This window comes from Lysobacter yananisis, from assembly GCF_031199375.1.
GTDB lineage: Bacteria > Pseudomonadota > Gammaproteobacteria > Xanthomonadales > Xanthomonadaceae > Lysobacter > Lysobacter yananisis.
Map to the genome: position 1 here is coordinate 38,931 of NZ_CP133568.1, position 21,848 is coordinate 60,778.

Sequence of the window (21,848 nt, forward strand, 5' to 3'; positions counted from 1 at the left end):
TGCGATCAGTCCAGCGCCACGGCGCAAAAGTGGTTGAAGGCGGCGCGGTTGATGTTCTGGATGCAAAGGCAGTCGAACGCGCCGATGCGTTCCAGCGCCTCGGCGGTGTTCCGCTGGCCGGTGATCCAGTAGAGGCCGTCGAACGAGCCCCACTCGTGATACGGCGTGGTCGTTTTGATGATGACCAGCGCCAGTTGGGACTTGCTTTGATCGATGTTGTCGCCCCAGTTGTCCGGCTGGTAGTTGCTGTTGAGCGTGTACGGCCAGACACGCGCGTCCGCGCCCGCGGCCTGGCCTTCGTTGCCGGAGCTATCGGATCGGTTGGCGACCTGCACGAACTGGCCGTCCGGAAAGATCGCCGCCAGCCCGGAGTTGTAGCCGCTCCCGGAGGTGCCTGCGCCTGGGTCCCACGGGTTGCGGTAGCGCGCCAACGACGAGGTGTCCCAGCGGGCGTTGTTGCCCGGCCACGGTGCACCGATCAGGTACGGGAACGGGTGGTGTTCCTCGTCGATGATCTCGAACGGCAAGCCAAAGCCGATGTAGGCGAGCTGGTAGAAGGACGATACGCGGCACACGATCATGACCCGGCCGCCGTTGGCGACGAACCAGTACGCGATCGGCGTGCGCGACAGCAGCAGCGCCTTGTCCCCGGAATGGGCGGGCACGTCCAGGACGCTCTGCTCGGGATCGAACCAGAAGCGGAACCCGCGCCAGACCAGGTTGAAATAGTCGGTGGTGACGTTGGTGTTGATGTACCCGGCGACGAAGATCCGCTTGCCGCCGTCCAGGCCGGGCGCTTCCCAGGCGAATTCGAAGCGGCTGGAGACGTCCCACTTCATACCGGCGTCGGCGAACAGCCGCAGTTCGGACAGCGTGACCGTCGTCGTCTGACCGGCAGTGATGTTCACGCGCCAGTACCGATGCGCGCCAGGCGCGGCCGCGGTGACGTAGTCGCGCCGCTGGTAGGTCGACGTCCACGACTGCCCCGTCCACGCCTGCGCGACGTTCCAGCTGGAGCCGTCGTCGGACCACTCCAGCGCGAAGTCCTTGGGCGCGGTCGACGTGGCGCCGCCGCTCCAGATGGCAACGGCTCGCACCTCGGTCGGCTGCCCCATCTCGACGCGGATCTGATTCGGCACGGCCGCGGACGTGGCCTGCGTGCTGGTCATGCCGTCGAACAGCGCCGGCACGTTGCTGATGTTGCCGGTCCGGTAGGTCGTTTCCGTGCAGCCGCCGAACCGCAGGCGCTTCCACTTCGGCGTGGTGTTCACCGCGAACTGGTCGCCGGCGACGAAGGCGGTACTGCCGGCGACGATGCGGAAAGCGATCACCGCACTGGCGAAGTCGGTGCCTACCGTCGCCGTTCCCAGCGCGCCGGACACGGTGCCGGTGACCGTGAAGGACGTGGCGCTGGTGGCCACGATGTGGATGGTCTCGGTCACCGAGGCCGCGGTGCCGATGTAACCGCCCACAGCGCCGCCAGGGCCGCGCAGGCGGCCGTTGCCGGCGCCGGTGAAGGTCAGCCCCCAGGCGTGGCCCGTGGCGCTCAGAAAGGCGTCGAGCTGCGTCAGCAGCTCGAAGTAGTTGGCGGCGGTTCCGATCTTGGTGGTCATCGTTTGCTCAAGTACTCGCTGACTGCGGTGGGGTTGTCGCCGATCACGTTCATGACCCGTTCGCCGAACCAGCCACTTCCCCACAGCGCCTCGCCGATCGCCTGGGCCTGCAGCTGGTTGATGATCTGGAACTGGATCGGTGTCGGCGCCTGGGTGGCAGCGCCCTGAAATCCGCCGGTCGGTGCCCGCGTCTGCGGCGCGGCCATCGGCGGCATCGGCACGCCGACCAGGCCGCCGGTCGCGTAGCCGTGCCAGTCACGCAGCGCGGCCATCCCGCGGCGGTTGAAATCGCGCAGGAACGGCAGCGCTCCGGGCTGGCCAACCACCTCGCTTCGATTGACGAACTCGCGCTTGTGGACGAAATCGGCGAACTGGTACTTCCCGCCGGCGCCGGTATAGCCACCACCCGACAAGCCGCCACCGACCGTGCTCACGGTGTTTGCCGCGGCCATCGCCTGCGCGGCGGTCAGCAACTGGATCGCGGCCTGGATGACGGCGCTGGCGCCCGGCGACAGACCGCCGGCGGCGTTGGCCAGCTGCAGGGCGCTGTTGGCGATCGCGCCCGCGCCCGAGGTCACCGTCTGGCCGGATGCGCTCAGCTGCTGGGCGGCATCGGTGACGCCCGTGGCCACGCTGGCGCCCGCGCCGCTCGCGGCCGCGGTGCTGCCCGCGGCGCTGATAGCCGCGGCGACCTGGGTGCCGGCCTGAACCAGCGCGGCCGCGGCGGTGTTGCCGGCGCCGACCATCGCTGCGGCCTCAGGGGTCTCGGCGCCGGCGTTGCCGAACAGCTTGGGGAACAGCTCGCCGAGCTTGCCCATGATCGCGTTGGTCGCCATCTGCGAAAGCTGCTGCTCGGCGAATTCGGCGATGCCCTCGGCCACGTTGCTGATGAAGCCCAGCAGGTCGTCCTGGACCGACGTCGTCAGATCGGCCAGGTCGCGGAACACCTGCTGGAACGCATCCTGGAACGTGGAGCGCACCGCCTGCTGCAGCAGGTTCGTGGTGCTGGCCAGCTGCTCGATCTTGAGCTGCATTTGGTCGACGAAGGCCAGCGCGCTGCGCCCGGCCTCGGTGTCGCCCAGGGCGAGCGCGGCGGCCCGCATCTGCGGCACCATCTCGCGCAGCACGCTGAGCTTGCTGCGGTACAGGTTGACGATGTCCTGCTGCGCGTCGGCCTCGGTCTTGAGCCCGATCTCGGTCTGCGCCTGGATGCGCTGCGTTTCCAGTCCGATCTCGCCGATGATCTGCTGATAGCGCTGCTGCAGATCCTTGAGCGTGGCGTTCGCCTGCTGCAGGTTCATCAGCTTGCCGACGTCGGCGGCCTCGGCCTCGCGGCCCAGCGTCTTGAACTGCTCCTGCAGGCGCTTCAGCTCGGCGTTGGTCTTGACCAGTTCTTCGCTGTCGTTCCCCTGCAGGGCGGCGATCCGCTGGCGCACGGTCAGGAGCTGCACGTCGACGTCGCGGCGCAGGTTCGCCATGTCGAGCAGCCGGGCCTGATCCAGCAGCTCGGCCTTGGTCGCCTCGGTGGCGCCTTTGTAGTTGCCGTTCTCGATCGCGGCGCGCACGCGCGCTTCCTCGGTCGCGCGCTTCTGGGTCTCGGTCAAGGTGCCGACCAGGTCGATGCGCTGGCGCAGGTTTTCCAGCTCCCGCTGCGCCGCGGCTTCGTCCTTCTGGGCCTCGGTCTGCTTGGGCTTGGCCTGCCGCGGCGTCTTTTCTTTGAACTTCGACTGCAGCGACTTCAGGGCCTTGTCGTAGGCGCCGCCGCTGACGCTCCCGTCCGCGGCGAAGCTCACGCCCTTGAGCGTCGGGCTGTCTATGCCCGATGCCTTTGCGGCCGCCTGCAGGTCACGAAACTGCTGCTGGAGCTTCTCAGTTTCCTTTGCGAGCTTCTCGGTCTTGGTGGCGCCGTCGTCCAAGACGGCATTGATCGCCTTCGACGCCGCAATACCCTTGTCCTGCGTGCGCTGGCTCGCGGCCCGCTCAGCCGCCTGCGCCCGCGATCGGCCGTCCTCGATCGTCGCGCGCTTGTACTCTTCGGCTGCTGCCTGATACGCCTTGGTCGCGAAGTCGATTGACGCCTTGTCCGCGCCGCCCGCGATCATTCGGCGGCGCTCGGCATCCGCGGCCGCCATCTTTCGGGCCGCCTCCGCCATCCGGAACGGCGCATCGTCGCGGCCGATGTTGCGCAAGTCCTGCCACGCCTGGCCGATCGCCGACCTCACAGCCAGCCACGCGCGCTCTAGACTGCCGGCCCGTTCGCGCGCCTCTTTGACTCTAGCCTCGTGAACGCGCGCGAATTCTTCGGTTGCGTACTTCGCCGCATCCTCGGCCCGCCCCTGCTCTTCAAGGGCGCGAACGTGCTCGTAGACCTCCAGCGTCAGGAAGTGGTACTGCTTGCTGAGCTTGTCCAGTGTCGCGCTGGGAGCGTTGCCCAGCTCGATGATGGTATCGGCTGCGTCTTCGATGCTCTTGCCGGTGATCTCGGCGAAGGCCACAGCTGCGCGAGTTGCAGACTCCAGGCTTTCAGCCGTGTATCGGCCCGAGTCGACCAACTGCTGCGTCGCCGCTTCGGCATCGGAGAACTTGCCAGTGGCGTAACCAACGTCGTCGGCGAGATCCGCGATCCTTCCCGCGGTGGTTCCGACGACACCGCCGGTGGCGATCAATCCGCGTTCGTAGCCCTGCAGTTCCTGATAGGACTGGTACGTCGCGATCCCGATCGCGGCGATCGCCGCGGTGCCGGCGCCGACGGCGATCGCCATCGGCGAGATCGCGCCCAGCAACGCGCGCGCGGCCGGCACGACGCCGCCATAGGCGTCCTTGAGCTGGCCGCCCTGCTGGATGGCCACCATGAACACCGATTGGCCGCTGGCCAGGCCGGTCACGATGTCGGTGATCTGCGCCGGCAGCATGCGGTTGGCGGCCGCGAGCTGCTTGGCCGAGATCCCGGCCTTGTCCATCGACTTGGCGCCGGCGTCGACCGCGGGCTTCAGCTTGTTCTGCGCCCGGGTCGTGCGATCGGAAGCTTGCGCGGTCGCATCCAGGTTCGCCGCCGTACGCTTGCCCGCGGCGCCGGCGCGATCGAGGGATTCCGCCGAGGCAGCAGTCTTCGACGCGGTCTCGCCGATCGCTCGGTTGGCGCCGTCGACGGCGGCCTCCAGCTTGGCCTCGGCACCGGCGGCACCCGCCGCGGCCTTGGCGGAGCCGTCCAGGTTCGTGGCCGCACGCTTGGCGGCGTCGCCGGCGTCGTCCAGGGCCTCGGCGACGGCCTCGGTCTTGGCGGCGGCATCGCCCATTTGCTTCGCCGCGTCTCCGGCCGCGTCGGCCGCGGCATCGAGCGCTTTCTCGCCGGCCTTGCCGCTGGCCTTGATATGGTCGAAGCCGGTGGCGAGCCTGAGGACTTCCTTCGCCGCGTCGTCCAGGTCCAGCCGGATGCGCGCCGCGAACTCCAGATTGCCGGTGGCGCTGCCGTTGGACACGTCTGCTACTCCAGTTCCTTAGTGAGGCGCTTTGCGCTGTCGCCGCCGACGTACGCGGCGTTGGTGTCGATAAGGCGATCGCGCCGTTGGCTCCGATCAGCCGCCTGGACCTGCGCGAAGAACAGCTGGATCTGGCGGAGGGTCAGCCGGCCAATGTCCGCCGGCGTGCGGCCGAAGTTGGCCGCGATCAGGGTGGTGTAGAGCCTGGCCCAGCCAACCGGCTTTCCGCCTCGACGCGCTTGCGGAACAGCCGGCGGGTAAAAAAAGGGCCGTTCACCCCCCACCAGGCGAGCAGCAGCAGTTCGCCATCGCTCTCTCCGAGCGTATTGATCCAGGCCGCCGTCTCGGACACCTGGCGGGCAAATTCCGCCGGGTCGTCGTTCTGCGCGGTCGCCGACCAGGCCACCAGGTGGCGCACCACCTCGGTGTGCTCACCGACCACGTCGACGAAGTCCTCAACCGGCGGCATTTCCGACGACTGTTTGAGCAGCTGGAACAGCGCATCGGTGAAGGGCTTGGCGAGGCCCGAAACCTGCAGCCCCTCGAAAAAGCCGTACTCCCGCAGGACCAGCATGCGGTCGGCGATCGGCAGCGCCCGGTCCGGGTGCAGGACCTGCAGCTCTGCGGCAGCGGCGGCGGCCTCGGCCGCCACCTTGCTGGGTTGATTGAGCTTCCTGGCCATGCGATCAGCCGATCAACATGGCTCGGGCGAACGGACCCCACTTCGGATCGCGCTGGCGGAACGGGTCGCTCTTGGCCTGGCCTTCGAGCTCGATCTGGCCGAATTCGTCCTGGATGAAGCCCAGTTCGCCCGCCGGGGAGAACGACACGCGATGCACCTCGCCGCGGCAAACCATCTCCGCGCCGTCGACCGAGTTGAGGCCGTCGAACAGCACGTAGTAGTCACGCGACAGCGCGCTCATCGCGGTCACGATGCTGTGGGCGCCGTAGTCGTAGGTGCTGGCCTTGACGCCGGCCTTCGTGGTGAAGAACTGCAGGATGCCGGTCTTCGGATTCAGCTCGTAGTCGGTGCCGGCGACCAGCGGCGCGGCGGTGCCGTCGACGAGTGCGAGGTCGCTGACGACGGCGTAGTCCAGCGCGATCACGTCGCCGGCCTTGACCGAGCCGAGGACCTCGTTGGTGACGGTACCCGCAGCCACTTCGATGCGGGTGCCGTCGGTGGCCAGCGCCAGGTTGTCCGTATTGAGCTGGCCCAGGGTCAGGTTCACGGCCATGCTGCGGCTGGTTTTCATCGTCGCTGCGACGCCGCGGACGCCGGTGTTGGACTCGGTCTTTTCCGCACGCTCCGAGGTCATCGCCCAGTTGAGAGTGCTGGAGTCGTAGACCCATCGCGCCGGCTGCCGCGAGCCGTCGGCGTTTCGCAGGCCGAGGTAGACACGGCCCTGCATGCTGAAATATTCGGTGATGTCGGCCATGTCGATCTGCCTCGGGTGTTGTGGATGGATGCGCCGGCGCGTTGCTGCGCGGGCTTACTTCTTGTCGGCGGCGTCGAGCTTCTTCGGGCCGTCGATGAACTTGCGCTCGACCAGCGCCTGGCGCTGCGCCTCGGTCAGATCGATCGTGTCGCCGATCTGGCACTCCTTGCGGTCGTGCGTCAGGCCGAGCTTGATGACCTTGTGCTGGGTGGTGGTTTCCTTGGCCCGTTCGGTGGCGGGATCGGTCGGGAAGCTCATTGCTGGATCTCCGGTTTGATGACGTGTTGGGTGGACCAAATATCAGTCCACACGGCGATGGAGCTGTCGTAATTGGTGAGGTCGCCCTGGATCAGATCGCAGGCCCGGCCGCCGGCCACCGGCGGCGTCCAACCCAGCAGGGGATTGCGGACCTTGCCGAGCCCCTCGCGCAGTTCGTCGCGCAGATCCGCGCCTTCGAACTGGCGGTAGTTCTGGACCACCATCACCACGGCGAAGGTGACGGCCGTGATCTGCGCGAAACCCGGCGTCTGCTTGCCGGGGAAGCTCTGGCCGGTCTTGGTCTGGAGGCCACGCTCGCGCGCCAAGATCACGTAGCCACAGGGCGCGGGGTAGTCCTGAAGCCGGGTGACCGAGCGGTAATCGGCACGACCACCCCACTCGCGCATGCCGGTGTCCGCGGCCTGCAGGCGGGAGAGCACCAGGCCGACGTCGAACGGGGCCGCGCTCATTCGCCGAAGTCCCGCAGCGTGTGCATCGTGAACTCGCGCGGCGGCGCGCAGACCTGCGGCGCGCCGGCGCTGGGCGGCGCCTGCGGATCGTCGGCGCCAAGGCCAAACTTGCCGTCGCGCACCAGTTCCAGGAACTTCAGCGCCTGCTTGTAGTCGCGGACGACGGGGTCGGTTTCTTCCTTGGTGTTGACCCGGTCCTTGTGCGCGAGGTAGCGCGCGATCCAACGCGCCCACACGGTCACGATGCCCGGCACCGGCGCCAAGGGCACCTGGTACGGGCGCGGCTTGCGCATGCGCAGGTAGCCGTCGATCAATTGGTCGGCGTCGTGGAGCGCAGTCTCGACATGCAGCAGCGCCTGGCGCGCGACGTCGACGTCGGCCGGATCGTAGCCGCCGGTGTCCTGGCCGCGCAGCACCGCTTCCATGAGCGCGTCCGCGACGACGCGGGCGCGCTCGGGCGTGGCGACCTGTGCCAGCTCACGGGTGAGCTTGGCGTCGGCGAGTTGGGCGGGTGTGCAGTACATGGGCGGCTCAGCGCTTGGGCTTGTCGGACTTCGCCTTGGCCTGCGCCGCGGGCGGCGCGCTGCGGCGGTCGATCTCGGCCTGGATGGCGGCGTCGCGATCGGACTGCGCCAAGTCGTTCCAGGCGGCGTCCGCCACCAGGCCGGCCGCGGCCGCGGCGACCAGCTCGCCGAGGGCCACGTCGACGTCGCCGATGCGGATCTGCGCGGGGAAGGAATCGGAGCCGAGCAGCACGCCGCCCTTGGCTCCCGCCTCGTAGAGGATGGTGATCGGGCTCTCGGCCTTCTTGGCGTCGGCGATCGCGGCGTCGCGGCGGGCCTCCGCGGCGTCGGCCTCGGCGATCGCGGCATCGCGGCGAGCCTCGGCGGCCTCGGCTTCGACGATCGCGCCATCGCGACGGTGACGGGCGATGGCTTCCTGGTCCTCCAACTCCGCGCGGCGGTGGAGCGAATCGCCGATCTGCAGCTCCAGGCTGATGATCTGATCGCGCTTTTCGTCGTCGCTGGCGCTGCTGGCGACGGCGGTTCGGCTGCCGGGCGGCTGGTCGCTGATCAGGTTGAGCAACCGCAGCTCGTCGACCTGGTCGGCCGGGATCGAAATCGGTTCGGATGAGGGCTTGACGATCCCGCCCGCGAGCTTAAAGGGCGAGACCACGTAGAACTGGCGGGTGTCGGATTCGGACATGGGATTACCTGCGGGCGGTTGAAAGAAGTGACCGTCTCTCCGGCCTGTCACGCCTACGTCTTCGGGGGCGTTCCCTACCGCTCCGCGTTCGGATTAGCGAGCGCCGGCGCCCTGCAGGAGGAAGCCGCCGCTGATGCCGCTGAGCACCGGCGTGCGATCGGCCTGGACGCCGTAGATCCACGACGCCCGGTTGTTCTCGTAGTACGGCTGCTTGACGTGCGGGTTGCCGCGCATGGTGTAGGTGTAGCCGTAGCTCGGCCGGGCCGCGCTGCGGCGGTTGCCGCCGGTGGGCGGCGCGACATAGGCCAGGATCACGTCGTCGCCCCAGACGTCGCTGAAATCGTCCTGGTCGTTGGCCACCAGCGCATCGCCGACATAGACGTTCTGGAGGTTCCAGAGCCGGGCGAGCATGTCGGTCGTGACCGAATCGCGGCTGGTGTACTTCAGGCGATCGAGGATGTCCTTGTTGGTCTGCAGCGCGGTGAAGCTGCTGGGCGACAGGATGCCCACGTTGGCGCGCATGCCGATGGTCGAGCGGATGGCCTCGCTGCCGGCGAAGACGTCGCTGGTCGGCGTGCTGGTATCGGCCGACCAGCGAGTGGTCGAGGTCAGCTGCAGCTTGTGGTTGGCGTCGTACCGGCTGGCGTCGCGCGCGAGGTCGGCGCATTCGCACTCGTGTTCGAGCTCGAACACGTCGAGCACCAGGTCGACGGAGTCGCTCGCGAGGTCGATGCCGGGAACCTGCTGAGCTTCGTTCTGCAGTTCGTCCGGCACCAGCGCCTCCAGCGCCGCGGGGATGATGCTGTACTTCTCGCCGGCGTGGCCGAACTGGACGCGCTGGGTCGCGGCGCCGGGCGCACGCTTGGTGGCGTAGCGCTTGAAGCCCTCCTTTCCGAAGGTGATCACCTGGCCGCCGAGCGAGTTGACCTCCGCGGTGGGGAACAGGAACTTGCCCACGTTGCCGGGCCGGACGTAGCCCTGGGCGTGGGTGGTCAGGATCGGATCGATGATGCGAGCCTGCTTGGGGGTCTGCTGCGACATAGGATTCTCTCTGCGGGATGTTGAAGGTCTGGCCGTGCCTTGCCGCCGAACGCGCGGGTCAGTTCGGGATCAGGACAACGCGGATGCGATCTCCGGCGGCCGCGGCCGCGTCGAGCGCGCGGGCCACGGCCACGCCGGTGTTGCGAGTGATCGCCCTGCCGGTGGCGGCCGCTTCGACGGCGGCGCCGGCCGCGATCACGCCGCCGGCGATGACGATCGAGGTGCCGAGGACGTCGACGGGAAAGAGATCGCCCAGTTCGGCGTCGCTGACGCTGACGCCAGCCGTGTTGCCGCCGGCGGTGGGCAGGCCGCCGGTCGGAGAGACGAACAGCTCGGCACTGAGCGCGACCGCCGCCTTCATGGACAGGGTGAGGATGGAAATCTTCGAGGTCATGGTGTGGGCGCTCCTGGCGCGTAAGTGACGGAATCGGTCCGCTGGAACGGGCGGCTTAGCCGCCCACCGCCTTCACGGCCTGCAGGTAGGACACGCCCTGGTTCCGCTGCTGGTACGCGATCGCCTTGGCGTGGAGCTGCGCGCGCTCGCCGTCGACGGTGGTTCCGGCCGGGGCGGCGAAGTCGATCGCGGCGGGCGCGTTCGCGTCGCCGGACTTCTCGCTGAAGTCGATCTGCTTGGGCAGGCTGTCGAGCACCTCGCGCAGGACGGCGGCCGGCGCCTTGCTCACCTGCTGGCCGTCCTCGGCGAAGCTGAGCGGCTGATCGCTCGGCAGCGAGGTCAGCAGTTCCACCACCGGCGCCTTGAGGCGCGGCAGCAGCTTGCCGTCGGTGACCAGGCCCTCGGCGAAGGCGACGGCGTCCGCGCGCACGGCGGCCCTCTCGCGATTCTTGAGCGCCTGCTCGCGCGTCTGCAGGGCGGTCTCCTGTTCGTTGATTTGGCGCTCGCGCTCGGCGAACTGCGCGGTGTCTTGCTGGGACATGTCGGTCTCCGGGTTGGGCTGGGGTTCGCGCGGCTCGCCGGTGTCGGCGGCGGCGTAGCTGGTGTGGGTGTCGGACCAGTTGGCGATCTCGCCGAGCGAACGGATCTGCCAGCTCGGGATGAGGTCGTCGGCGCGTTCGAGGCCATCGCGCTCGATCGTTCTGTCGCGCAGACGTTGGAACATGTCCATGAGAACGCCGGCCAGGCTCGGCAGCGCTTTGGGCGTTTCCAGGGCGAACTCCAGCGCGCCGTCGCCTTCGGCGAACTGCGCGGTACGCAAGCCCTTCACCGCCGGCGGCACCGCGCCGAGGAAGCCGATGTGCTTGAGGTAGTAGTGCCCCGGCTTCGGGTTGCCCGGCGAGTCCGGCAGGTAGATCGAGGAGCTGATCTTCTTGTAGCGACCCTTGTTGACGATCTCGGCGAACTCGGGGTCCACCTGCTTGGGCTCGGCGTACAGCTCGCCGTCGTCGCGCAGCACCAGCGTCTTCGCCCAGCCGTAGGCCGGATCGTCGAGCTTCGGGTGGCCGATGACGATCGGCGCCTCGGACAGCGCCGGGTCGTAGCTCGCGACCAGGTCGCGCAGATGCTCGGGGGTGAACGTGTGGCGGACGCCGTTGCTGGCGACGTGAGTGCCAGCACGGAAGATGTTGAGGCCGGGCGCGGTGGTGTCCATGCCGCGCAGTTTCAGCATTGCCGTGCGGCGTGTCTTTCAAACCAGTTTGAAAGTCACACCCGCGGTTCGTGTGCGGCGAAGTTCCCGCGTGATGCGGATGCGGTCGGCCGCTCAATGCCGCAACGATGCGTGACGCGCGCTCAGCGGGTGTCAGACACTCGCGCACCCCGGCCGGTGCGTCGTCGTACCGCTCGGCGCGTGGCGGCGCTCAGATCGCCGCAGATTCAATCAACGGAAAACAGACCCATCAGGTGGTCATCGACGATCAGGGCTATCTCTTCCTCGTCGTCATCGGACAACCCCAGCCACGGCCGCGCCGGGATGCCGCCTTCGCCATCGTCGCCGAATTGATGCCGCGCGCCGTAGACAGCGTTGGTTCCGACGAACAGGTTATCGCCGACGACCTGGTAGGCGAGCTGGTCGCCTTGCATGTGGAAGTCGAAAACCAGCATGCGGACACCTGGGCGCTTGCGGGTCTTGTACTTCTTGTACTCATCGGACAGCGGAACCCACGGGGCGCCCCTGGGCGAACGCTGGGTTTTCCCGCGCTCGCGGGTGGAGCGCAGCAGGTACTCGCCGATATCGTTGAGCAGCAGGTCGCGGCTGTCGCCCTGCAGTCCGCGCAGGGCGCGCTGGAGCGTCGGCGTCACGGTGTCGACGGTGAACTCGATGCGTGCGCCGCTCATGGCAGTTCCCCCTGTAGCAGTTGCAAACGCCCCGCCACGACATCGCGCGCAAGGCTCGACATATCAGCACCGGCCATGTTGGTCACCGCGTTGCCGGCAACATCCACCGCGATGACCGCGGTGCCTGACTTTGTCCGCCGCCCCCGGTCGACCACGTAGAGCAACTGCTGCGCGGCGCTGTCGAACAGCACGGCCACCGCGTCGCGCAGCAGGCTGGGCAGTTGCGCCAGCTGCTCGGCCGTGATCGCGGCGCCAGTGCCGCCGCGGATTACACGCAGCACGGTGGCGTCCGACACGCGGATCGCCGCGGTGGTCGGCCTGGTGCCCGCGCGCGCGAGCTGCGACACCAGGTCGGGCCGCATCGCGCCCACCAGGTAGCTCTGCGCTTGCGCCTCGCCCTCGGCGATCGCGCGGGCCTGGAATTCTGCGAAGCCGGCCTGCAGGGCATCGCGGACCCGCCCGGATCGAAGCGCCTGGTCGGTCAGCTGCGACGCGACGGGCGCCGGCAGCTGCGTCGACTTCTGCAGCAGCTCCTGGGTGCTGCGCTCCATCGACCGCTGCAGCGAGGGCGGCGTCACCGGACCGCCGCGGCCCCGCGGCCAATCGCTCAGGCTCTGGCCCGGCCCATACGCGAATCCCGGATCGACGCCCTCGACGGTGCGCACCAGGCGCGGCCCGGACGCGCTTCGCTGACCCACCACGACATCGACCCATTTCAGCTCGGGCGATTCGTCCGGGCCGTCTTTACCCATGCGCTTGAGATCGCGCGCATTCAACGACTCGGTGTAGCACTGGCAGCCCCAGCCGTTCTGGGGATAGATCACCCGCCACACCGGGTCGTCGATATGCCAAACCTTCCCGTCCCAGCCCTTATGGATCGGGCGCGGATGCTCGACCGCGTCGCTGTGCCGGTACACCAAGTACGGCCGCGCCCGCTTGAGCGCTTGCTGCTGGTGCCAGCGGCCGGCGTTGTAGCTCTGCCGCAGGTTGGTCTCATAGATGACCCGCGTGCGCCAGTTGCGGCCGCCTCTGTAGTCCCAGCCGTGCCGGGCCACGATCTTGTCGAAGTCCAGCCGAAACTGATCCAGCGTCCTGCCGTCGTCGATCGCCTTACGGATGGCGCTGCGCAGGTCGGTCACCAGGTCGATCCGGTTCGCGCCGGCGACCATGAAACTGGTGTCGTGCTGGCTTTCCCATACGTCGGTCCAGCTGTCGGTCAGCACGTTCTCCTTGCTGCGGAAGAACGCGATCTGCTGCTGGAACGGCAGCGAGCCGTAGGCGACGTTCGCCATCGGTCAGCCCTGCTGGATGTCGTAGCGGCCTGCCAGCGTCGCCGCGGTCATGGCCTGGGCGAACACCTCGGCGTATTCGTCCAGCGACAGATCCGGCGCCAGCGCAAGAAGCTTCGCGTCCAGATCTTCCAGCGACTCGGCCTGATCGACCAGGCTGCGCACCTGGTCAATCCAGTGCTCGCCGACAGGGCGCAGGCGCCGGTCGACCTGGTCGGCCATCGGCGCGCTGGGGTCCTGGGCGTTGGCCGATTCGGCGAAGTGCAGGCCGTGCCGCCGCAGCAGCGCGATCACTGCTTCGCCGGCCTGGGCGAAGTCGGCCCCGTCGACCGCCGAGGCGCCGGACGGCGGCAACAGCTCCGGCGGCGGCGTGGATTGTTTCTCGGTCCACTCGCCGCCGTAAGTGTCGTTGATGTACTTCAGCGACGGCTTGAACCCCAAGTCGCTGACATCCTTGTCGCGCTTCGCGCGGGTATCCAGGTCCTCGGGCTCCTCGGTGACCCGGAACACCCGTGGCGGCTGCGCGGCCGGAAAGTTCCACAGCATCAATTGGCGCACCGGCCCCTTGTTGAAGCTCTCGCAGATCAGGTCGGCGTCGGCCTTGATCAGATCCTTGCGCACGTCGGCCTGCAGATCATCGTTGCCGAGCCGACCGGGCGTGCCCTGTGTCGACGCTGTCTGGCCCAGCACCACCTTCTGGATGGCGGCGTTCATCACGTCGACCAGCGTCTTGTAGTCGGCGGTGCCGCTGCGCGCCGCTTCGATCAGCTCCAGCTTCATGCCCTCGGGCATGATGATGCCGCTGTCGGTCTGGATCGCGCGGGCCGCGGCGAGCAGCTTTCCCTTCTCTTCGGCGGTGGCGTTCGCGTCGTAGGTGCCCTTCGCCGTGGGCATCCCGAACTTCTCCAGGAAGATCAGCCAGAACTTGAGCCCGTTGCGCTTGAACAGGGTCGGCCAGTAGAGCCAGTGCGCCAGGCCAAGGCCGTACGGCTCGTCGTCGTTGTCGGCGCCGGCGTTGAAATCCCAAAAGTACTTCCGATCGCACAGCACGCCGTCGAACATGTTGTGCTGGGTCAGTAGGCGCAGTTCGCAGTCCTGGTCGTAGCGGAAGCGCCGTCGATTGCGCACCTTGATCTTGTCGATTCCGATGTAGGCGCCGTCCGGCTTGTAGATCAGTTCCGCGACCGCATAGCCGTAAAACACGACGTTGTGCATCTTGGTGGTGATGTTGTCCCAGCCCACCGCGTGCAGCTGCTGGCGCAGCCACTCGGCGGCTTGCTTGTCCACGCGGCGGTCGCCGCCGGCTTCGACCTGCCATTCGCATTGCGTCACCGCCAGCTGGCGCTGGCTGAAGGTGGCCTTGACCTCGTCGTCGGAGTAGACGTGTTCGTAGATCTGCAGGTCGTAGCCGCCACGGTTACGCAGCACGCTGTCGTTCGGCAGCAACAGCGGGCCGGTGTAGCCGCGGGTGATGTCCATCCCGTCGCGGGTAGTCGCGATCTCGCGGCCCAGCTCGGGGCGATTGGCGTCGGTCACAGGAAGCCTCCAAAGTCATTGCCGCCGGGTACGGTGCCGAAGCCGGTGTCCGTGTACCCTCCGAAGTCCGCGACCATCGCGCGCGTGCCGCTGGACTGAAACTCGATCGGGATGCGGGGATTCCCGATCAGCTGGTTGTACGCGCCGGAGAGCGCGTCGACCTGGTCGTCGTGCGCGCCCTTGGGGAAGCTCTCCAGCTCGTTGAGGAACGCCTCGTTCCAGGGGCCGCGCACCAGCCGGATGCGGCCATGCTCGGCCGCCGTCGACGCGGGCGTCGCGCGGGTTTCCTTATCGCCCTGCGGCGGGACCGTGAACACCATGAAGCTCGCCAGGAGCTTGACGTAGGTCTCGGCCTCGAACTTGCCGGCCTGGCCGGGATCTTGCTCGATGCCAATCGAGATCCGTCGCCCATCTTGTTCGGCGGTCGCGTGGACGCGTTTGGCGACCTTGCCTGGCGTGCCCTGGAATCGCTCGACGTGCTCGATGTACACGTAGCCGTCGTCGGCCAGGCAGGCGCGCACGCCCGCGGTCCAGTCCGGGTCGGGATTGGCCTCGCTCGGCTCGGTCGCGGCCCGATCCCAGTAACGGATTCGCCGGCCCGTGCCGGGCGCGGCGTCGACGATGGGGAAGTACCCTTTCTTGAAATAGTCGCCGGCAGCCGGCTTGATCTTCCAATTGCCGTTTTTGAGCCGCTCGCGTTCGACGGTCGGTAGCGCTTCCAGGTTGGCCAGATAGCCGGGGTCGCGGTCCAGGCCCAGCTTGTTGTCTTGGTACGACGAGGCGATGAACGTGAAACTCTTGGGCTGGGCGCCGGGATGCTGCGCCACCAGTTCGTCGGCCGAGTCCGCCCACAGCAGCTCGTTGTTGCGCCGCATGAACCAGCGCACCACGCCCGACCGCTCCGGGATTGCGTAGCCGGTGTCCTGGTTGATCCACCACGCGATGAACTTGGCGACCCAGCTATCCGGGTCGGGATTGCAGGTGGCGCGCACGTAGGGCCGCACGCCGCTGGTTGAACGGTTGCGGCTCAGCAGGTACCAGAACTGGCCAGCGGTGAAGTGGGTGACCTCGTCGAAGCCGAGGAACGCGATCTGCGCGCCTTGCCAGTCGAACTTGTTTTTCTCGTGCTCAAGGTGGGCGAAAGTCAGCGCGGAGCCCGCCGGGAACGCCCACTGCAAGCGGGAACTGTTGGACTTCGCTCCGAGCGCCGGATAGATCTCTTCGCTGGTGTCCCACAGGCCGCCCTCGGCGGTCACCTGCTTGGTGGTGCGGCGGAAGATCACGCCGCCGAAGCGGGGGTTTCCCGTGTGCCGCACCGCCTCCAGCAGCAGCGCATAGGTCTTGCCGCCAAACGCGGCGCCGCCGTAGAACACGATGTCCGCCGAGGACGCCAGGAACGCTTCCTGCGGTCCCGGTTGCGGCTTGATGATGTGCGTGGCGCTCATCGGTTGTTCGCGGGCAGGTAGATGCTGATCCGCTTCTCGGCTTCGTCGAGGGTGCCGCTGTCGAAGCCCTCCTTCTTCAATGCCTCCAACGCGGCGGCGATGTTGCGCCGAACCTCGGTCGCCCACTTGTGGCGTGCGACGCTGGCGCGGGTCAGCGTCGCGATGTTCTTGGCGGCCTTGCCGAGCAGCGCTACCCGTTCGGCGTGATTGGGCTCGTCCTCCGCTTCGTGCAGGGCGATCAAGCTCTCGAAAATCGAGGTTTGCACCAAACTGATGATTGCGTTGCTGCGATCGTCGGCGTCGTCGGGCGCGGCGGCAGCGATCTGGCGCGCGGCTTCGGTACTGGTCTTGATCGCATCGATACGGCGCTGCAGATTCTTGCCGTACAGGCCGACGGCGCTCTTACCGATGCTGTAGCCGCGCTCGGTCAGCCAGTCGGACAATCCGACATAGCCGCCGAAGCCGTTGGCGATAATCCTCGCGTCCAGCTCTCGGCGGGTTTCCTCGTCGACCAGGTCGATCTTGCTTGCCGGGGGCATGGCGGCTCACCAGTACTTCGCCGGGCGCGCGATGCCCGGATTGCAATCGACGGTGTACTCCGCGATGTCGACGCCGAGGCGGGTCAGTTCAGCGGACCACGGACCATACGGGGCCTTGGTCAGCTCGACCATGCAGCGGTCCTCCAGGTAGCCCAGCTCGCGCCGGATCTCCAGCGGAGTCGCGTCGGTGTACAGGCCCTGGACCGCGCCAAGCAGCACGGATTCCTGCGCGCCATACGGTCGAGCGTGATTCAGCGCCAGAACCAAAATCCAGCGGATCTGCTCGCGGCGCACCTTCGCCATATCAATGTCCACGTCCTGCCCCCTGCAACTGCACGATCTCGACCTTGCTACTGATGGCGTCGAGTTTCGCCTCGATGACGGTCTGGTTGCGGATGTAGTCCTCGCGCTGCACGTAGCGCGTGGGCAACTCCGCGCGTAGCTCCATCAGCTCGCGCTCGATTCTTCGCCATCCCTTGCTCTCGTCGGTGATCGTCGTCAGACGCTCACCGATCCGCTTCTCGAATTGCGCGAGCAATCGCCACGCCAGGCCAAAGAACGCGCTCAGGATCATCGCGGCCAGGGTGAGGAACTGCCACAGCTCCAGGGTGATCCTCACGGCGCGTCGTCTCCCGACTTGCGACCGGCGGCGGCGCTCAGACGGGCCGAGGTCGCGCGGTCGGCGTTGGCACGCGAAAGCAAGGTGATCCACGCCAGCTCATGAACGAGACCGTCGAGCGCGCAAACTGCGGGCCGCCCGCCGGGCAGCATGCAGTTGCGCGGCGGCGGCGCCGGCGCGGGCAGTTCCTCGGTCAGATCCGACGGCAGCTCGGCGTAGGCCAGCGTCGGCCGCTCCACCAGCTCAGTTTTGATCAGCGGCTGTTGCTTCGCCCCACAGGCGGTCAGCAACAGCAGCGCACACAGGAAGTGTGCGGAGAGCAGCGCAATCTTCATCGGCGGCAGCCTTTTGGATAGTTTCGGTGCGCCGCTGAGCGGCGGCGCGTTCGAGTCGGACGATCTGTTCGCCACGGGCGGACAGCGCTTGCTGGTTGGCCTTCTGGATCTCCAGATGGCGCCGCGCTTCCGCGCGGAACTGGTCCTGCAGCGACGTGACCGCCTGGGCGTTGATGCTGGCGACGCCGCCGGCGATGGCGCGTTCGGCGGCCAACTGCTCGTTCCTGCCCGCCAGCGCCTCCCGATCGTCCGAGCCCCAGCGATAGCCGGAGCAGGCGCCGAGGCCGAACGCCACCAGGACCAACACCAGCGCCCAGCGGACCATCACCGTGGTCACGCCTGCACCGGGCGCGCGCGGCGCAGGCGCAGCCACGCGTACAGGCTTGCGCCGACGCTGAACACCACCGCCAGCACCGCGGCGACGCGTATCCAGGTCGGCAGACCCGAGGTGGCCGCGGCGACCTGGTTCACGGACTGCACGGCGGGCAGAACCTGGCCAACCCCCTCGACCAGCGCAGCGCCCGCGCCGGCCGTCAGCGCTGCGGCCGTGGCCGCCTGGGCCTTGGTCGCCTCGGCGACCTTCTGGGCCGGCACCAGGCGCTGACCGCCGGGGTTCACGACGCCGGCGAGGCGCAACCCCTCTTCGATGACGTCCGGGCTGTACGGCTGCCGGCCGTTCTCGTGGGTGATGATGGCCTCGACGATCGGCCGCAGACGCCGGTACTCATGCAGGTTCACGAACTCGTCGGGGCCGACGCCGACGGCGCGCGCGACCGCCAGGACGTAGGCGTCGGTGTTGTTCTCGTTCGGCGGCGCCCAGCGGCCGACGATCTTGCGCACGCTGTTGCGATCGTGCCGATCGAAGTAGTTGATCAGCAGCACGGCCAGGGCGCGGATTCCCCACGCCGGCGTGGCGAACACCTCGAAGCGATTTTCTTCGCGCTGCGCGGGCGTCATCCGCTCGCGCGGCATGCGGCCCTGCCACTTGTTCTCGGGCCGGCGATCGATGTTGCCGGGATTGTTGTTGCGGATACCGCGGGACTCGCTCATGGCCATCTCCAAAAAGGTGGCCGACGAACGGGACGAGGAGGGACCGCCCGCCGGCCTGATGCGCCCCCCACAGGCGCATCAAATCGATGGGCATAGTTTCCTCAGTGTGCTCGGAAGTGTCTTTCAAACTGGTTTGAAAGACGTTCCCGCGCGCGCGCGACAGCATGGGTGCTCCAACCTGTGGAGCACCCTGTATGGAAAATCAGCACCGAAAGATCGACGGCTACCGCGAACTGTCGCAGGACGAGATCGACGCGATGAACCGCATTAAGGCGAAGGCCGCCGAGGTCGGCGAGCTGCTCGATGCCGTCCGCGACACACCCGGCGTCGACCAGCGCGCGCTGGCGATCGCCAAGACCGACTTGCAGACGGGCTTCATGTGGGCGGTGCGCGCTATTGCGCAGCCCGCTGGGTTTTAGGTCGAGAGAGCTGGGCAAAGCGCCAGCGTTTTCGCTAGCGCCTCGCGGAGCCCAGCGAGGTGGAACTTCCCCTCGCTGGTCTCCATCGCGTCGGAGTCCACTCGGGCGTAGAGAGTTTTCGAGCCCAGCATCTCGCGCAAGAACGCCGCTTCGTCGGCAGGAGATGCCCAATGGTCCAGCGCTCGCCAGTCAGCGAACTGCACACCGGGCTTTGCGTCGAATCGGTAGGAGACCGAGTAGCTTTCGCTGTCGCCGCGCGTTGTGGGCGTGAACCTGTCACCCCACAAACTCACGCTGGACTTACCACCGGTGCATTCGATGCGCAGTTGGAAGTCGCCGTGTTGCTCGGCGGGCTGGGCGACGGTGATGGTCTTCGCGTCGGTGATCGGGTCGACAGACTCCGAAACCACCCACGACGACAACTCTGCGGCCGACGTAGCGGCCGCAGCTGTAGCGGTGGTCTCGCTCTTTTGGGCGCAGCCAGTGATAGCAAACGCCATCGTCAATGCGGCGAGCTTCAAGTTCAGCATCTCGTTCCCTCGTTTGGCTTGAGCGCCAATTCGGCGCAATCAGTTCCGTCACTTTCCCCGCGTGCCACCCCGCCGCTGAGGCGGGGGCGCGGTAATTGCAAGTCCGGCTTGGGCGGCGGCCGTCGCGATGATCGCAGCGCGCCCGTTCTCGTTCGCGGTGCGGTAGTGCCGCAGCAGTTCCTGCTCGTCCGGCGCCAGCGCGTTGACCAGCGCGTCGAAAGCTGCGGCTTGTACGTCACCACGACTTTCGATGCCTTTGACCTTGCCCGCGATGGCCGTCGCCGCCGACACCGCCTGGAGGCGGCGCTCCAACTCCTCGCTCCGGCCGGTGATCACGTAGGCCGGATCGATCTTCAGCTCGGGTTGCTTCGCGGCCAACGCAAACAGCTTGTCCTCTGGAAACGCGCCGCGAGTTTTACGCGCGGAAAAGGCCGCTTTGTTCATGCCCAAAGCATCGGCCACGTCCTGGTCGTCCGTGAGTTTCAGGACCTGCTTCAACCGCAGCAGTTGTTCGTCAAAAGGGCGCATGCCGGTCCATGTTGACTGGATCAACATTTGTTGATTAGGATTAGTTATCCGAGGCAGCCGCTTCCCGCAGCTACCTCAGTGACACGACCAAGAGGATACACGCCTTGACTACCCCCGATCCCAGCCTGGAACTGCTCCGAAAGGTCCGGGCCGCCTTCGTTCTGAAGGACTCCACGCTGAAGGCGTGGTGCCGCCAAAACGGCATCCACATGACCAACGCCCGCAACGCCCTCATCGGCAGTTGGAACGGCCCGGCGGGCCAAGCGATGCGCCGCCGCGTCGTCAAGGCTTCCGGCCTCAAGGACAGTGCATGAGCCCGGTCACGGACCCTGCGACCGGCTGCCAAGCCTGCGGTGATACCGGTTGGATCGACACGCTGCCGCCGCTCGATCCCGGCCCCTGGAATGACGACCTGGTCGAGGAATGGTTCGCCGGCTTGTTCGAGCAGCCGTGTTTGTGCGCCAGCGAAGAGGGCCGACGCGCATGAGCGCCGCTCCCGCCCAAGCCCCGGTCCGTCGCGCCTTCCGCATCGTGTTCGCGCTGCGCGGCCATTCCTTCGAGGGCCTGCGCCTCAAGCAGATCGCAGACGCCGTCCAGGCGCCATCCCCGACCGTGCTTCGCGACCTGGAGGTCCTGCTCGACGAGGGCCTGGTCGAGCGCATCCACGGGCGAGAGGAGCAGTGGCGCCTGTCGCCGCGCCTGGTCCAGGTCGCGGTCGCCCACCAAACGGAAATGCACCAGGTCCAGCAGCGGCTGGACGAGTTCAACAACCGCTACACCCGCAATCCCAACTGAATCGACGAGGTAGCACATGAGCAAGAAAGCCGCCGGCCGCAACGCACTCGCCCCCGCCGAGCCTGTCGGGCCGGAATTCCTCGGCAAGAGCGACGACACCCTGTCGGCGCCGGCCTACGAGAAGCAACAGCAGCTCGTCACGCAGTTCGGCGACGGACTGCCCTGGCACCCGGATCACTACGAGAACGCCATCAGGAACGAACTACGCCGGGGCTGTGAGGCGTTCCTCAAGGCTGGTAGCTACTTGATCGTGGCGCGGGAATGCGCGCTGCACGGCGAGTGGCAAGGCATCCTGGACCGGCTCGGCATCGGACGCGACCAAGCCGCCCGCATGATGGAGGCGTCGCGCCGCGTCTCGGCCCTGCCAAATGCCGCGACGTCGCAACATTTGCTCAGCGCGGCCAAGAGCCAGGGGAAGCTGATCGAACTGCTGTCGCTGCCGGAGGACCAGTTCACCGAACTGGCGACCGAGGGCAAGACGGACGAGCTGTCGCTCGACGACATTTCCACCATGACGGTCCGCGAACTACGCGACGCGGTGCGCGAAGCGCGCGCCGACGTCGACGCGAAGAACCAGCGAATCTCCAAGCTCAGCGAAGACCTGAACAAGGAGCACGACAAGGTCACCAAGGCACAGCGCAAGTGGAAGGGCGCGAGCGCCGACGAGCGGCAGGTGATGCTCGAAAACAAGGTCTCGGAAGCTGAGGCCGCGATCCGGGCGAACATCACGTCCGACAAGTCGGGCCTGGCCGCCGCGCTCAACGAGCTTGCGGCGCACTGCACCGACAACGACCTGGATTGCAGCGCGTTCGTCGGCGACGTGTTCGGCCGGCTGCTCACCGCCCTGCGCGTGATCCGCGACCGCGAAGACTACGGCTTCGAAGTCCCGATCGTCAGCGACATGCACGGAGCCTGAGCATGTCGGCCGACGCTCTCATCGAAACGGCCGCCAGCCAACTGCTGGCGG

At 67.4% G+C, this 21,848-nt stretch carries 28 protein-coding genes; 5 read left to right on the forward strand and 23 right to left on the reverse strand.

Going from position 1 to position 21,848, the window contains the following annotated elements; all coding sequences use genetic code 11:
* Nucleotides 1-5: 5 nt before the first annotated feature.
* The 21 genes from RDV84_RS00155 to RDV84_RS00255 all read right to left on the reverse strand — a co-directional run bounded on the left by RDV84_RS00155 (nucleotide 6) and on the right by RDV84_RS00255 (nucleotide 18,609).
* Nucleotides 6-1,613: a discoidin domain-containing protein gene (locus RDV84_RS00155; RefSeq protein ID WP_309152078.1), complete on the reverse strand. Its 1,608-nt coding sequence runs from the start codon at nucleotides 1,611-1,613 to the stop codon at nucleotides 6-8.
* A complete protein-coding gene (locus RDV84_RS00160; protein WP_309152079.1) occupies nucleotides 1,610-5,092 on the reverse strand; it encodes a phage tail length tape measure family protein in 3,483 nt (1,160 codons plus the stop codon). The genes RDV84_RS00155 and RDV84_RS00160 overlap by 4 nt, the downstream gene beginning before the upstream one ends.
* A gap of 187 nt (nucleotides 5,093-5,279) precedes the next feature.
* Nucleotides 5,280-5,774 (reverse strand): DUF6631 family protein, encoded by a 495-nt coding sequence (locus tag RDV84_RS00165; RefSeq protein ID WP_309152080.1) that lies wholly within the window; start codon nucleotides 5,772-5,774, stop codon nucleotides 5,280-5,282.
* A gap of 4 nt (nucleotides 5,775-5,778) precedes the next feature.
* Entirely contained in the window at nucleotides 5,779-6,528 is a 750-nt protein-coding gene (locus tag RDV84_RS00170; protein ID WP_309152081.1) for a phage tail tube protein, read from the reverse strand.
* 54 nt (nucleotides 6,529-6,582) lie between these two features.
* Nucleotides 6,583-6,786 (reverse strand): DUF7210 family protein, encoded by a 204-nt coding sequence (locus RDV84_RS00175; protein ID WP_309152082.1) that lies wholly within the window; start codon nucleotides 6,784-6,786, stop codon nucleotides 6,583-6,585.
* Nucleotides 6,783-7,256: a phage tail terminator protein gene (locus RDV84_RS00180; RefSeq protein ID WP_309152083.1), complete on the reverse strand. Its 474-nt coding sequence runs from the start codon at nucleotides 7,254-7,256 to the stop codon at nucleotides 6,783-6,785. The genes RDV84_RS00175 and RDV84_RS00180 overlap by 4 nt, the downstream gene beginning before the upstream one ends.
* Nucleotides 7,253-7,780 carry a gp436 family protein gene (locus RDV84_RS00185; RefSeq protein WP_309152084.1) on the reverse strand — a complete coding sequence of 176 codons (528 nt, stop codon included), beginning with the start codon at nucleotides 7,778-7,780 and terminating at the stop codon, nucleotides 7,253-7,255. Before RDV84_RS00185 ends, RDV84_RS00180 begins: the two co-directional genes overlap by 4 nt.
* Nucleotides 7,781-7,787: 7 nt before the next feature.
* Nucleotides 7,788-8,462, reverse strand: a complete 675-nt coding sequence (locus RDV84_RS00190; protein WP_309152085.1) for a hypothetical protein — start codon at nucleotides 8,460-8,462, stop codon at nucleotides 7,788-7,790.
* Between the two features lie 93 nt (nucleotides 8,463-8,555).
* Entirely contained in the window at nucleotides 8,556-9,503 is a 948-nt protein-coding gene (locus RDV84_RS00195) for a hypothetical protein (protein WP_309152086.1), read from the reverse strand.
* A 58-nt stretch (nucleotides 9,504-9,561) separates the two neighbouring features.
* Nucleotides 9,562-9,897: a capsid cement protein gene (locus RDV84_RS00200; RefSeq protein ID WP_309152087.1), complete on the reverse strand. Its 336-nt coding sequence runs from the start codon at nucleotides 9,895-9,897 to the stop codon at nucleotides 9,562-9,564.
* A 55-nt stretch (nucleotides 9,898-9,952) separates the two neighbouring features.
* Nucleotides 9,953-11,128 carry a hypothetical protein gene (locus RDV84_RS00205; protein WP_309152088.1) on the reverse strand — a complete coding sequence of 392 codons (1,176 nt, stop codon included), beginning with the start codon at nucleotides 11,126-11,128 and terminating at the stop codon, nucleotides 9,953-9,955.
* 206 nt (nucleotides 11,129-11,334) lie between these two features.
* Nucleotides 11,335-11,796, reverse strand: a complete 462-nt coding sequence (locus tag RDV84_RS00210) for a phage virion morphogenesis protein (protein ID WP_309152089.1) — start codon at nucleotides 11,794-11,796, stop codon at nucleotides 11,335-11,337.
* Nucleotides 11,793-13,088 (reverse strand): phage minor head protein, encoded by a 1,296-nt coding sequence (locus RDV84_RS00215; protein ID WP_309152090.1) that lies wholly within the window; start codon nucleotides 13,086-13,088, stop codon nucleotides 11,793-11,795. The genes RDV84_RS00210 and RDV84_RS00215 overlap by 4 nt, the downstream gene beginning before the upstream one ends.
* Before the next feature lie 3 nt (nucleotides 13,089-13,091).
* A complete protein-coding gene (locus tag RDV84_RS00220) occupies nucleotides 13,092-14,621 on the reverse strand; it encodes a DUF935 domain-containing protein (RefSeq protein WP_309152091.1) in 1,530 nt (509 codons plus the stop codon).
* A complete protein-coding gene (gene terL, locus RDV84_RS00225) occupies nucleotides 14,618-16,066 on the reverse strand; it encodes a phage terminase large subunit (protein ID WP_309152092.1) in 1,449 nt (482 codons plus the stop codon). Before terL ends, RDV84_RS00220 begins: the two co-directional genes overlap by 4 nt.
* Nucleotides 16,063-16,605: a phage protein Gp27 family protein gene (locus tag RDV84_RS00230; protein WP_309152093.1), complete on the reverse strand. Its 543-nt coding sequence runs from the start codon at nucleotides 16,603-16,605 to the stop codon at nucleotides 16,063-16,065. Before RDV84_RS00230 ends, terL begins: the two co-directional genes overlap by 4 nt.
* A 6-nt stretch (nucleotides 16,606-16,611) precedes the next feature.
* Nucleotides 16,612-16,920, reverse strand: coding sequence for a hypothetical protein (locus tag RDV84_RS00235; RefSeq protein WP_309152094.1), 309 nt, complete (start codon nucleotides 16,918-16,920; stop codon nucleotides 16,612-16,614).
* Nucleotides 16,910-17,224 (reverse strand): hypothetical protein, encoded by a 315-nt coding sequence (locus RDV84_RS00240; RefSeq protein ID WP_309152095.1) that lies wholly within the window; start codon nucleotides 17,222-17,224, stop codon nucleotides 16,910-16,912. The genes RDV84_RS00235 and RDV84_RS00240 overlap by 11 nt, the downstream gene beginning before the upstream one ends.
* Nucleotides 17,221-17,559 (reverse strand): hypothetical protein, encoded by a 339-nt coding sequence (locus RDV84_RS00245; RefSeq protein ID WP_309152096.1) that lies wholly within the window; start codon nucleotides 17,557-17,559, stop codon nucleotides 17,221-17,223. The genes RDV84_RS00240 and RDV84_RS00245 overlap by 4 nt, the downstream gene beginning before the upstream one ends.
* Entirely contained in the window at nucleotides 17,468-17,896 is a 429-nt protein-coding gene (locus tag RDV84_RS00250) for a hypothetical protein (RefSeq protein WP_309152097.1), read from the reverse strand. The genes RDV84_RS00245 and RDV84_RS00250 overlap by 92 nt, the downstream gene beginning before the upstream one ends.
* Nucleotides 17,893-18,609 carry a hypothetical protein gene (locus RDV84_RS00255; RefSeq protein WP_309152098.1) on the reverse strand — a complete coding sequence of 239 codons (717 nt, stop codon included), beginning with the start codon at nucleotides 18,607-18,609 and terminating at the stop codon, nucleotides 17,893-17,895. The genes RDV84_RS00250 and RDV84_RS00255 overlap by 4 nt, the downstream gene beginning before the upstream one ends.
* 194 nt (nucleotides 18,610-18,803) lie before the next feature.
* On the opposite strand from RDV84_RS00255, the gene RDV84_RS00260 reads away from it, so the two are divergent.
* Nucleotides 18,804-19,028, forward strand: coding sequence for an Acb2/Tad1 domain-containing protein (locus tag RDV84_RS00260; RefSeq protein ID WP_309152099.1), 225 nt, complete (start codon nucleotides 18,804-18,806; stop codon nucleotides 19,026-19,028).
* Here the strand turns inward: RDV84_RS00260 and RDV84_RS00265 are convergent.
* Complete coding sequence (locus RDV84_RS00265) at nucleotides 19,025-19,558, reverse strand: hypothetical protein (protein WP_309152100.1); 534 nt, start codon at nucleotides 19,556-19,558, stop codon at nucleotides 19,025-19,027. The genes RDV84_RS00260 and RDV84_RS00265 overlap by 4 nt on opposite strands.
* A gap of 48 nt (nucleotides 19,559-19,606) precedes the next feature.
* Nucleotides 19,607-20,113, reverse strand: a complete 507-nt coding sequence (locus RDV84_RS00270; RefSeq protein WP_309152101.1) for a helix-turn-helix domain-containing protein — start codon at nucleotides 20,111-20,113, stop codon at nucleotides 19,607-19,609.
* Between the two features lie 77 nt (nucleotides 20,114-20,190).
* Here RDV84_RS00270 and RDV84_RS00275 point away from each other — a divergent pair, with 77 nt between their 5' ends.
* Genes RDV84_RS00275 through RDV84_RS00290 form a run of 4 tightly spaced genes read left to right on the forward strand, consistent with a single transcriptional unit; the run spans nucleotide 20,191 to nucleotide 21,797 of the window.
* Entirely contained in the window at nucleotides 20,191-20,400 is a 210-nt protein-coding gene (locus tag RDV84_RS00275; RefSeq protein WP_309152103.1) for a hypothetical protein, read from the forward strand.
* Nucleotides 20,397-20,573, forward strand: coding sequence for a hypothetical protein (locus RDV84_RS00280; RefSeq protein WP_309152104.1), 177 nt, complete (start codon nucleotides 20,397-20,399; stop codon nucleotides 20,571-20,573). Before RDV84_RS00275 ends, RDV84_RS00280 begins: the two co-directional genes overlap by 4 nt.
* Nucleotides 20,570-20,881, forward strand: a complete 312-nt coding sequence (locus RDV84_RS00285) for a helix-turn-helix domain-containing protein (protein ID WP_309152105.1) — start codon at nucleotides 20,570-20,572, stop codon at nucleotides 20,879-20,881. Before RDV84_RS00280 ends, RDV84_RS00285 begins: the two co-directional genes overlap by 4 nt.
* A 16-nt stretch (nucleotides 20,882-20,897) precedes the next feature.
* On the forward strand, nucleotides 20,898-21,797 hold the full coding sequence (locus RDV84_RS00290) for a hypothetical protein (protein WP_309152106.1): 900 nt from the start codon (nucleotides 20,898-20,900) through the stop codon (nucleotides 21,795-21,797).
* Nucleotides 21,798-21,848 lie beyond the last annotated feature (51 nt).

What these genes read in the sequence shown, in the direction of transcription:
- RDV84_RS00155 (WP_309152078.1), bottom strand. Translation starts at nt 1,613, where the DNA reads ATGACCACCAAGATCGGAACCGCCGCCAACTACTTCGAGCTGCTGACG.
- RDV84_RS00165 (WP_309152080.1), bottom strand. Translation starts at nt 5,774, where the DNA reads ATGGCCAGGAAGCTCAATCAACCCAGCAAGGTGGCGGCCGAGGCCGCC.
- RDV84_RS00170 (WP_309152081.1), bottom strand. Translation starts at nt 6,528, where the DNA reads ATGGCCGACATCACCGAATATTTCAGCATGCAGGGCCGTGTCTACCTC.
- RDV84_RS00175 (WP_309152082.1), bottom strand. Translation starts at nt 6,786, where the DNA reads ATGAGCTTCCCGACCGATCCCGCCACCGAACGGGCCAAGGAAACCACC.
- RDV84_RS00180 (WP_309152083.1), bottom strand. Translation starts at nt 7,256, where the DNA reads ATGAGCGCGGCCCCGTTCGACGTCGGCCTGGTGCTCTCCCGCCTGCAG.
- RDV84_RS00185 (WP_309152084.1), bottom strand. Translation starts at nt 7,780, where the DNA reads ATGTACTGCACACCCGCCCAACTCGCCGACGCCAAGCTCACCCGTGAG.
- RDV84_RS00190 (WP_309152085.1), bottom strand. Translation starts at nt 8,462, where the DNA reads ATGTCCGAATCCGACACCCGCCAGTTCTACGTGGTCTCGCCCTTTAAG.
- RDV84_RS00195 (WP_309152086.1), bottom strand. Translation starts at nt 9,503, where the DNA reads ATGTCGCAGCAGACCCCCAAGCAGGCTCGCATCATCGATCCGATCCTG.
- RDV84_RS00200 (WP_309152087.1), bottom strand. Translation starts at nt 9,897, where the DNA reads ATGACCTCGAAGATTTCCATCCTCACCCTGTCCATGAAGGCGGCGGTC.
- RDV84_RS00205 (WP_309152088.1), bottom strand. Translation starts at nt 11,128, where the DNA reads ATGCTGAAACTGCGCGGCATGGACACCACCGCGCCCGGCCTCAACATC.
- RDV84_RS00210 (WP_309152089.1), bottom strand. Translation starts at nt 11,796, where the DNA reads ATGAGCGGCGCACGCATCGAGTTCACCGTCGACACCGTGACGCCGACG.
- RDV84_RS00215 (WP_309152090.1), bottom strand. Translation starts at nt 13,088, where the DNA reads ATGGCGAACGTCGCCTACGGCTCGCTGCCGTTCCAGCAGCAGATCGCG.
- terL (WP_309152092.1), bottom strand. Translation starts at nt 16,066, where the DNA reads ATGAGCGCCACGCACATCATCAAGCCGCAACCGGGACCGCAGGAAGCG.
- RDV84_RS00230 (WP_309152093.1), bottom strand. Translation starts at nt 16,605, where the DNA reads ATGCCCCCGGCAAGCAAGATCGACCTGGTCGACGAGGAAACCCGCCGA.
- RDV84_RS00245 (WP_309152096.1), bottom strand. Translation starts at nt 17,559, where the DNA reads ATGAAGATTGCGCTGCTCTCCGCACACTTCCTGTGTGCGCTGCTGTTG.
- RDV84_RS00255 (WP_309152098.1), bottom strand. Translation starts at nt 18,609, where the DNA reads ATGAGCGAGTCCCGCGGTATCCGCAACAACAATCCCGGCAACATCGAT.
- RDV84_RS00260 (WP_309152099.1), top strand. Translation starts at nt 18,804, where the DNA reads ATGGAAAATCAGCACCGAAAGATCGACGGCTACCGCGAACTGTCGCAG.
- RDV84_RS00265 (WP_309152100.1), bottom strand. Translation starts at nt 19,558, where the DNA reads ATGCTGAACTTGAAGCTCGCCGCATTGACGATGGCGTTTGCTATCACT.
- RDV84_RS00270 (WP_309152101.1), bottom strand. Translation starts at nt 20,113, where the DNA reads ATGTTGATCCAGTCAACATGGACCGGCATGCGCCCTTTTGACGAACAA.
- RDV84_RS00280 (WP_309152104.1), top strand. Translation starts at nt 20,397, where the DNA reads ATGAGCCCGGTCACGGACCCTGCGACCGGCTGCCAAGCCTGCGGTGAT.
- RDV84_RS00285 (WP_309152105.1), top strand. Translation starts at nt 20,570, where the DNA reads ATGAGCGCCGCTCCCGCCCAAGCCCCGGTCCGTCGCGCCTTCCGCATC.
- RDV84_RS00290 (WP_309152106.1), top strand. Translation starts at nt 20,898, where the DNA reads ATGAGCAAGAAAGCCGCCGGCCGCAACGCACTCGCCCCCGCCGAGCCT.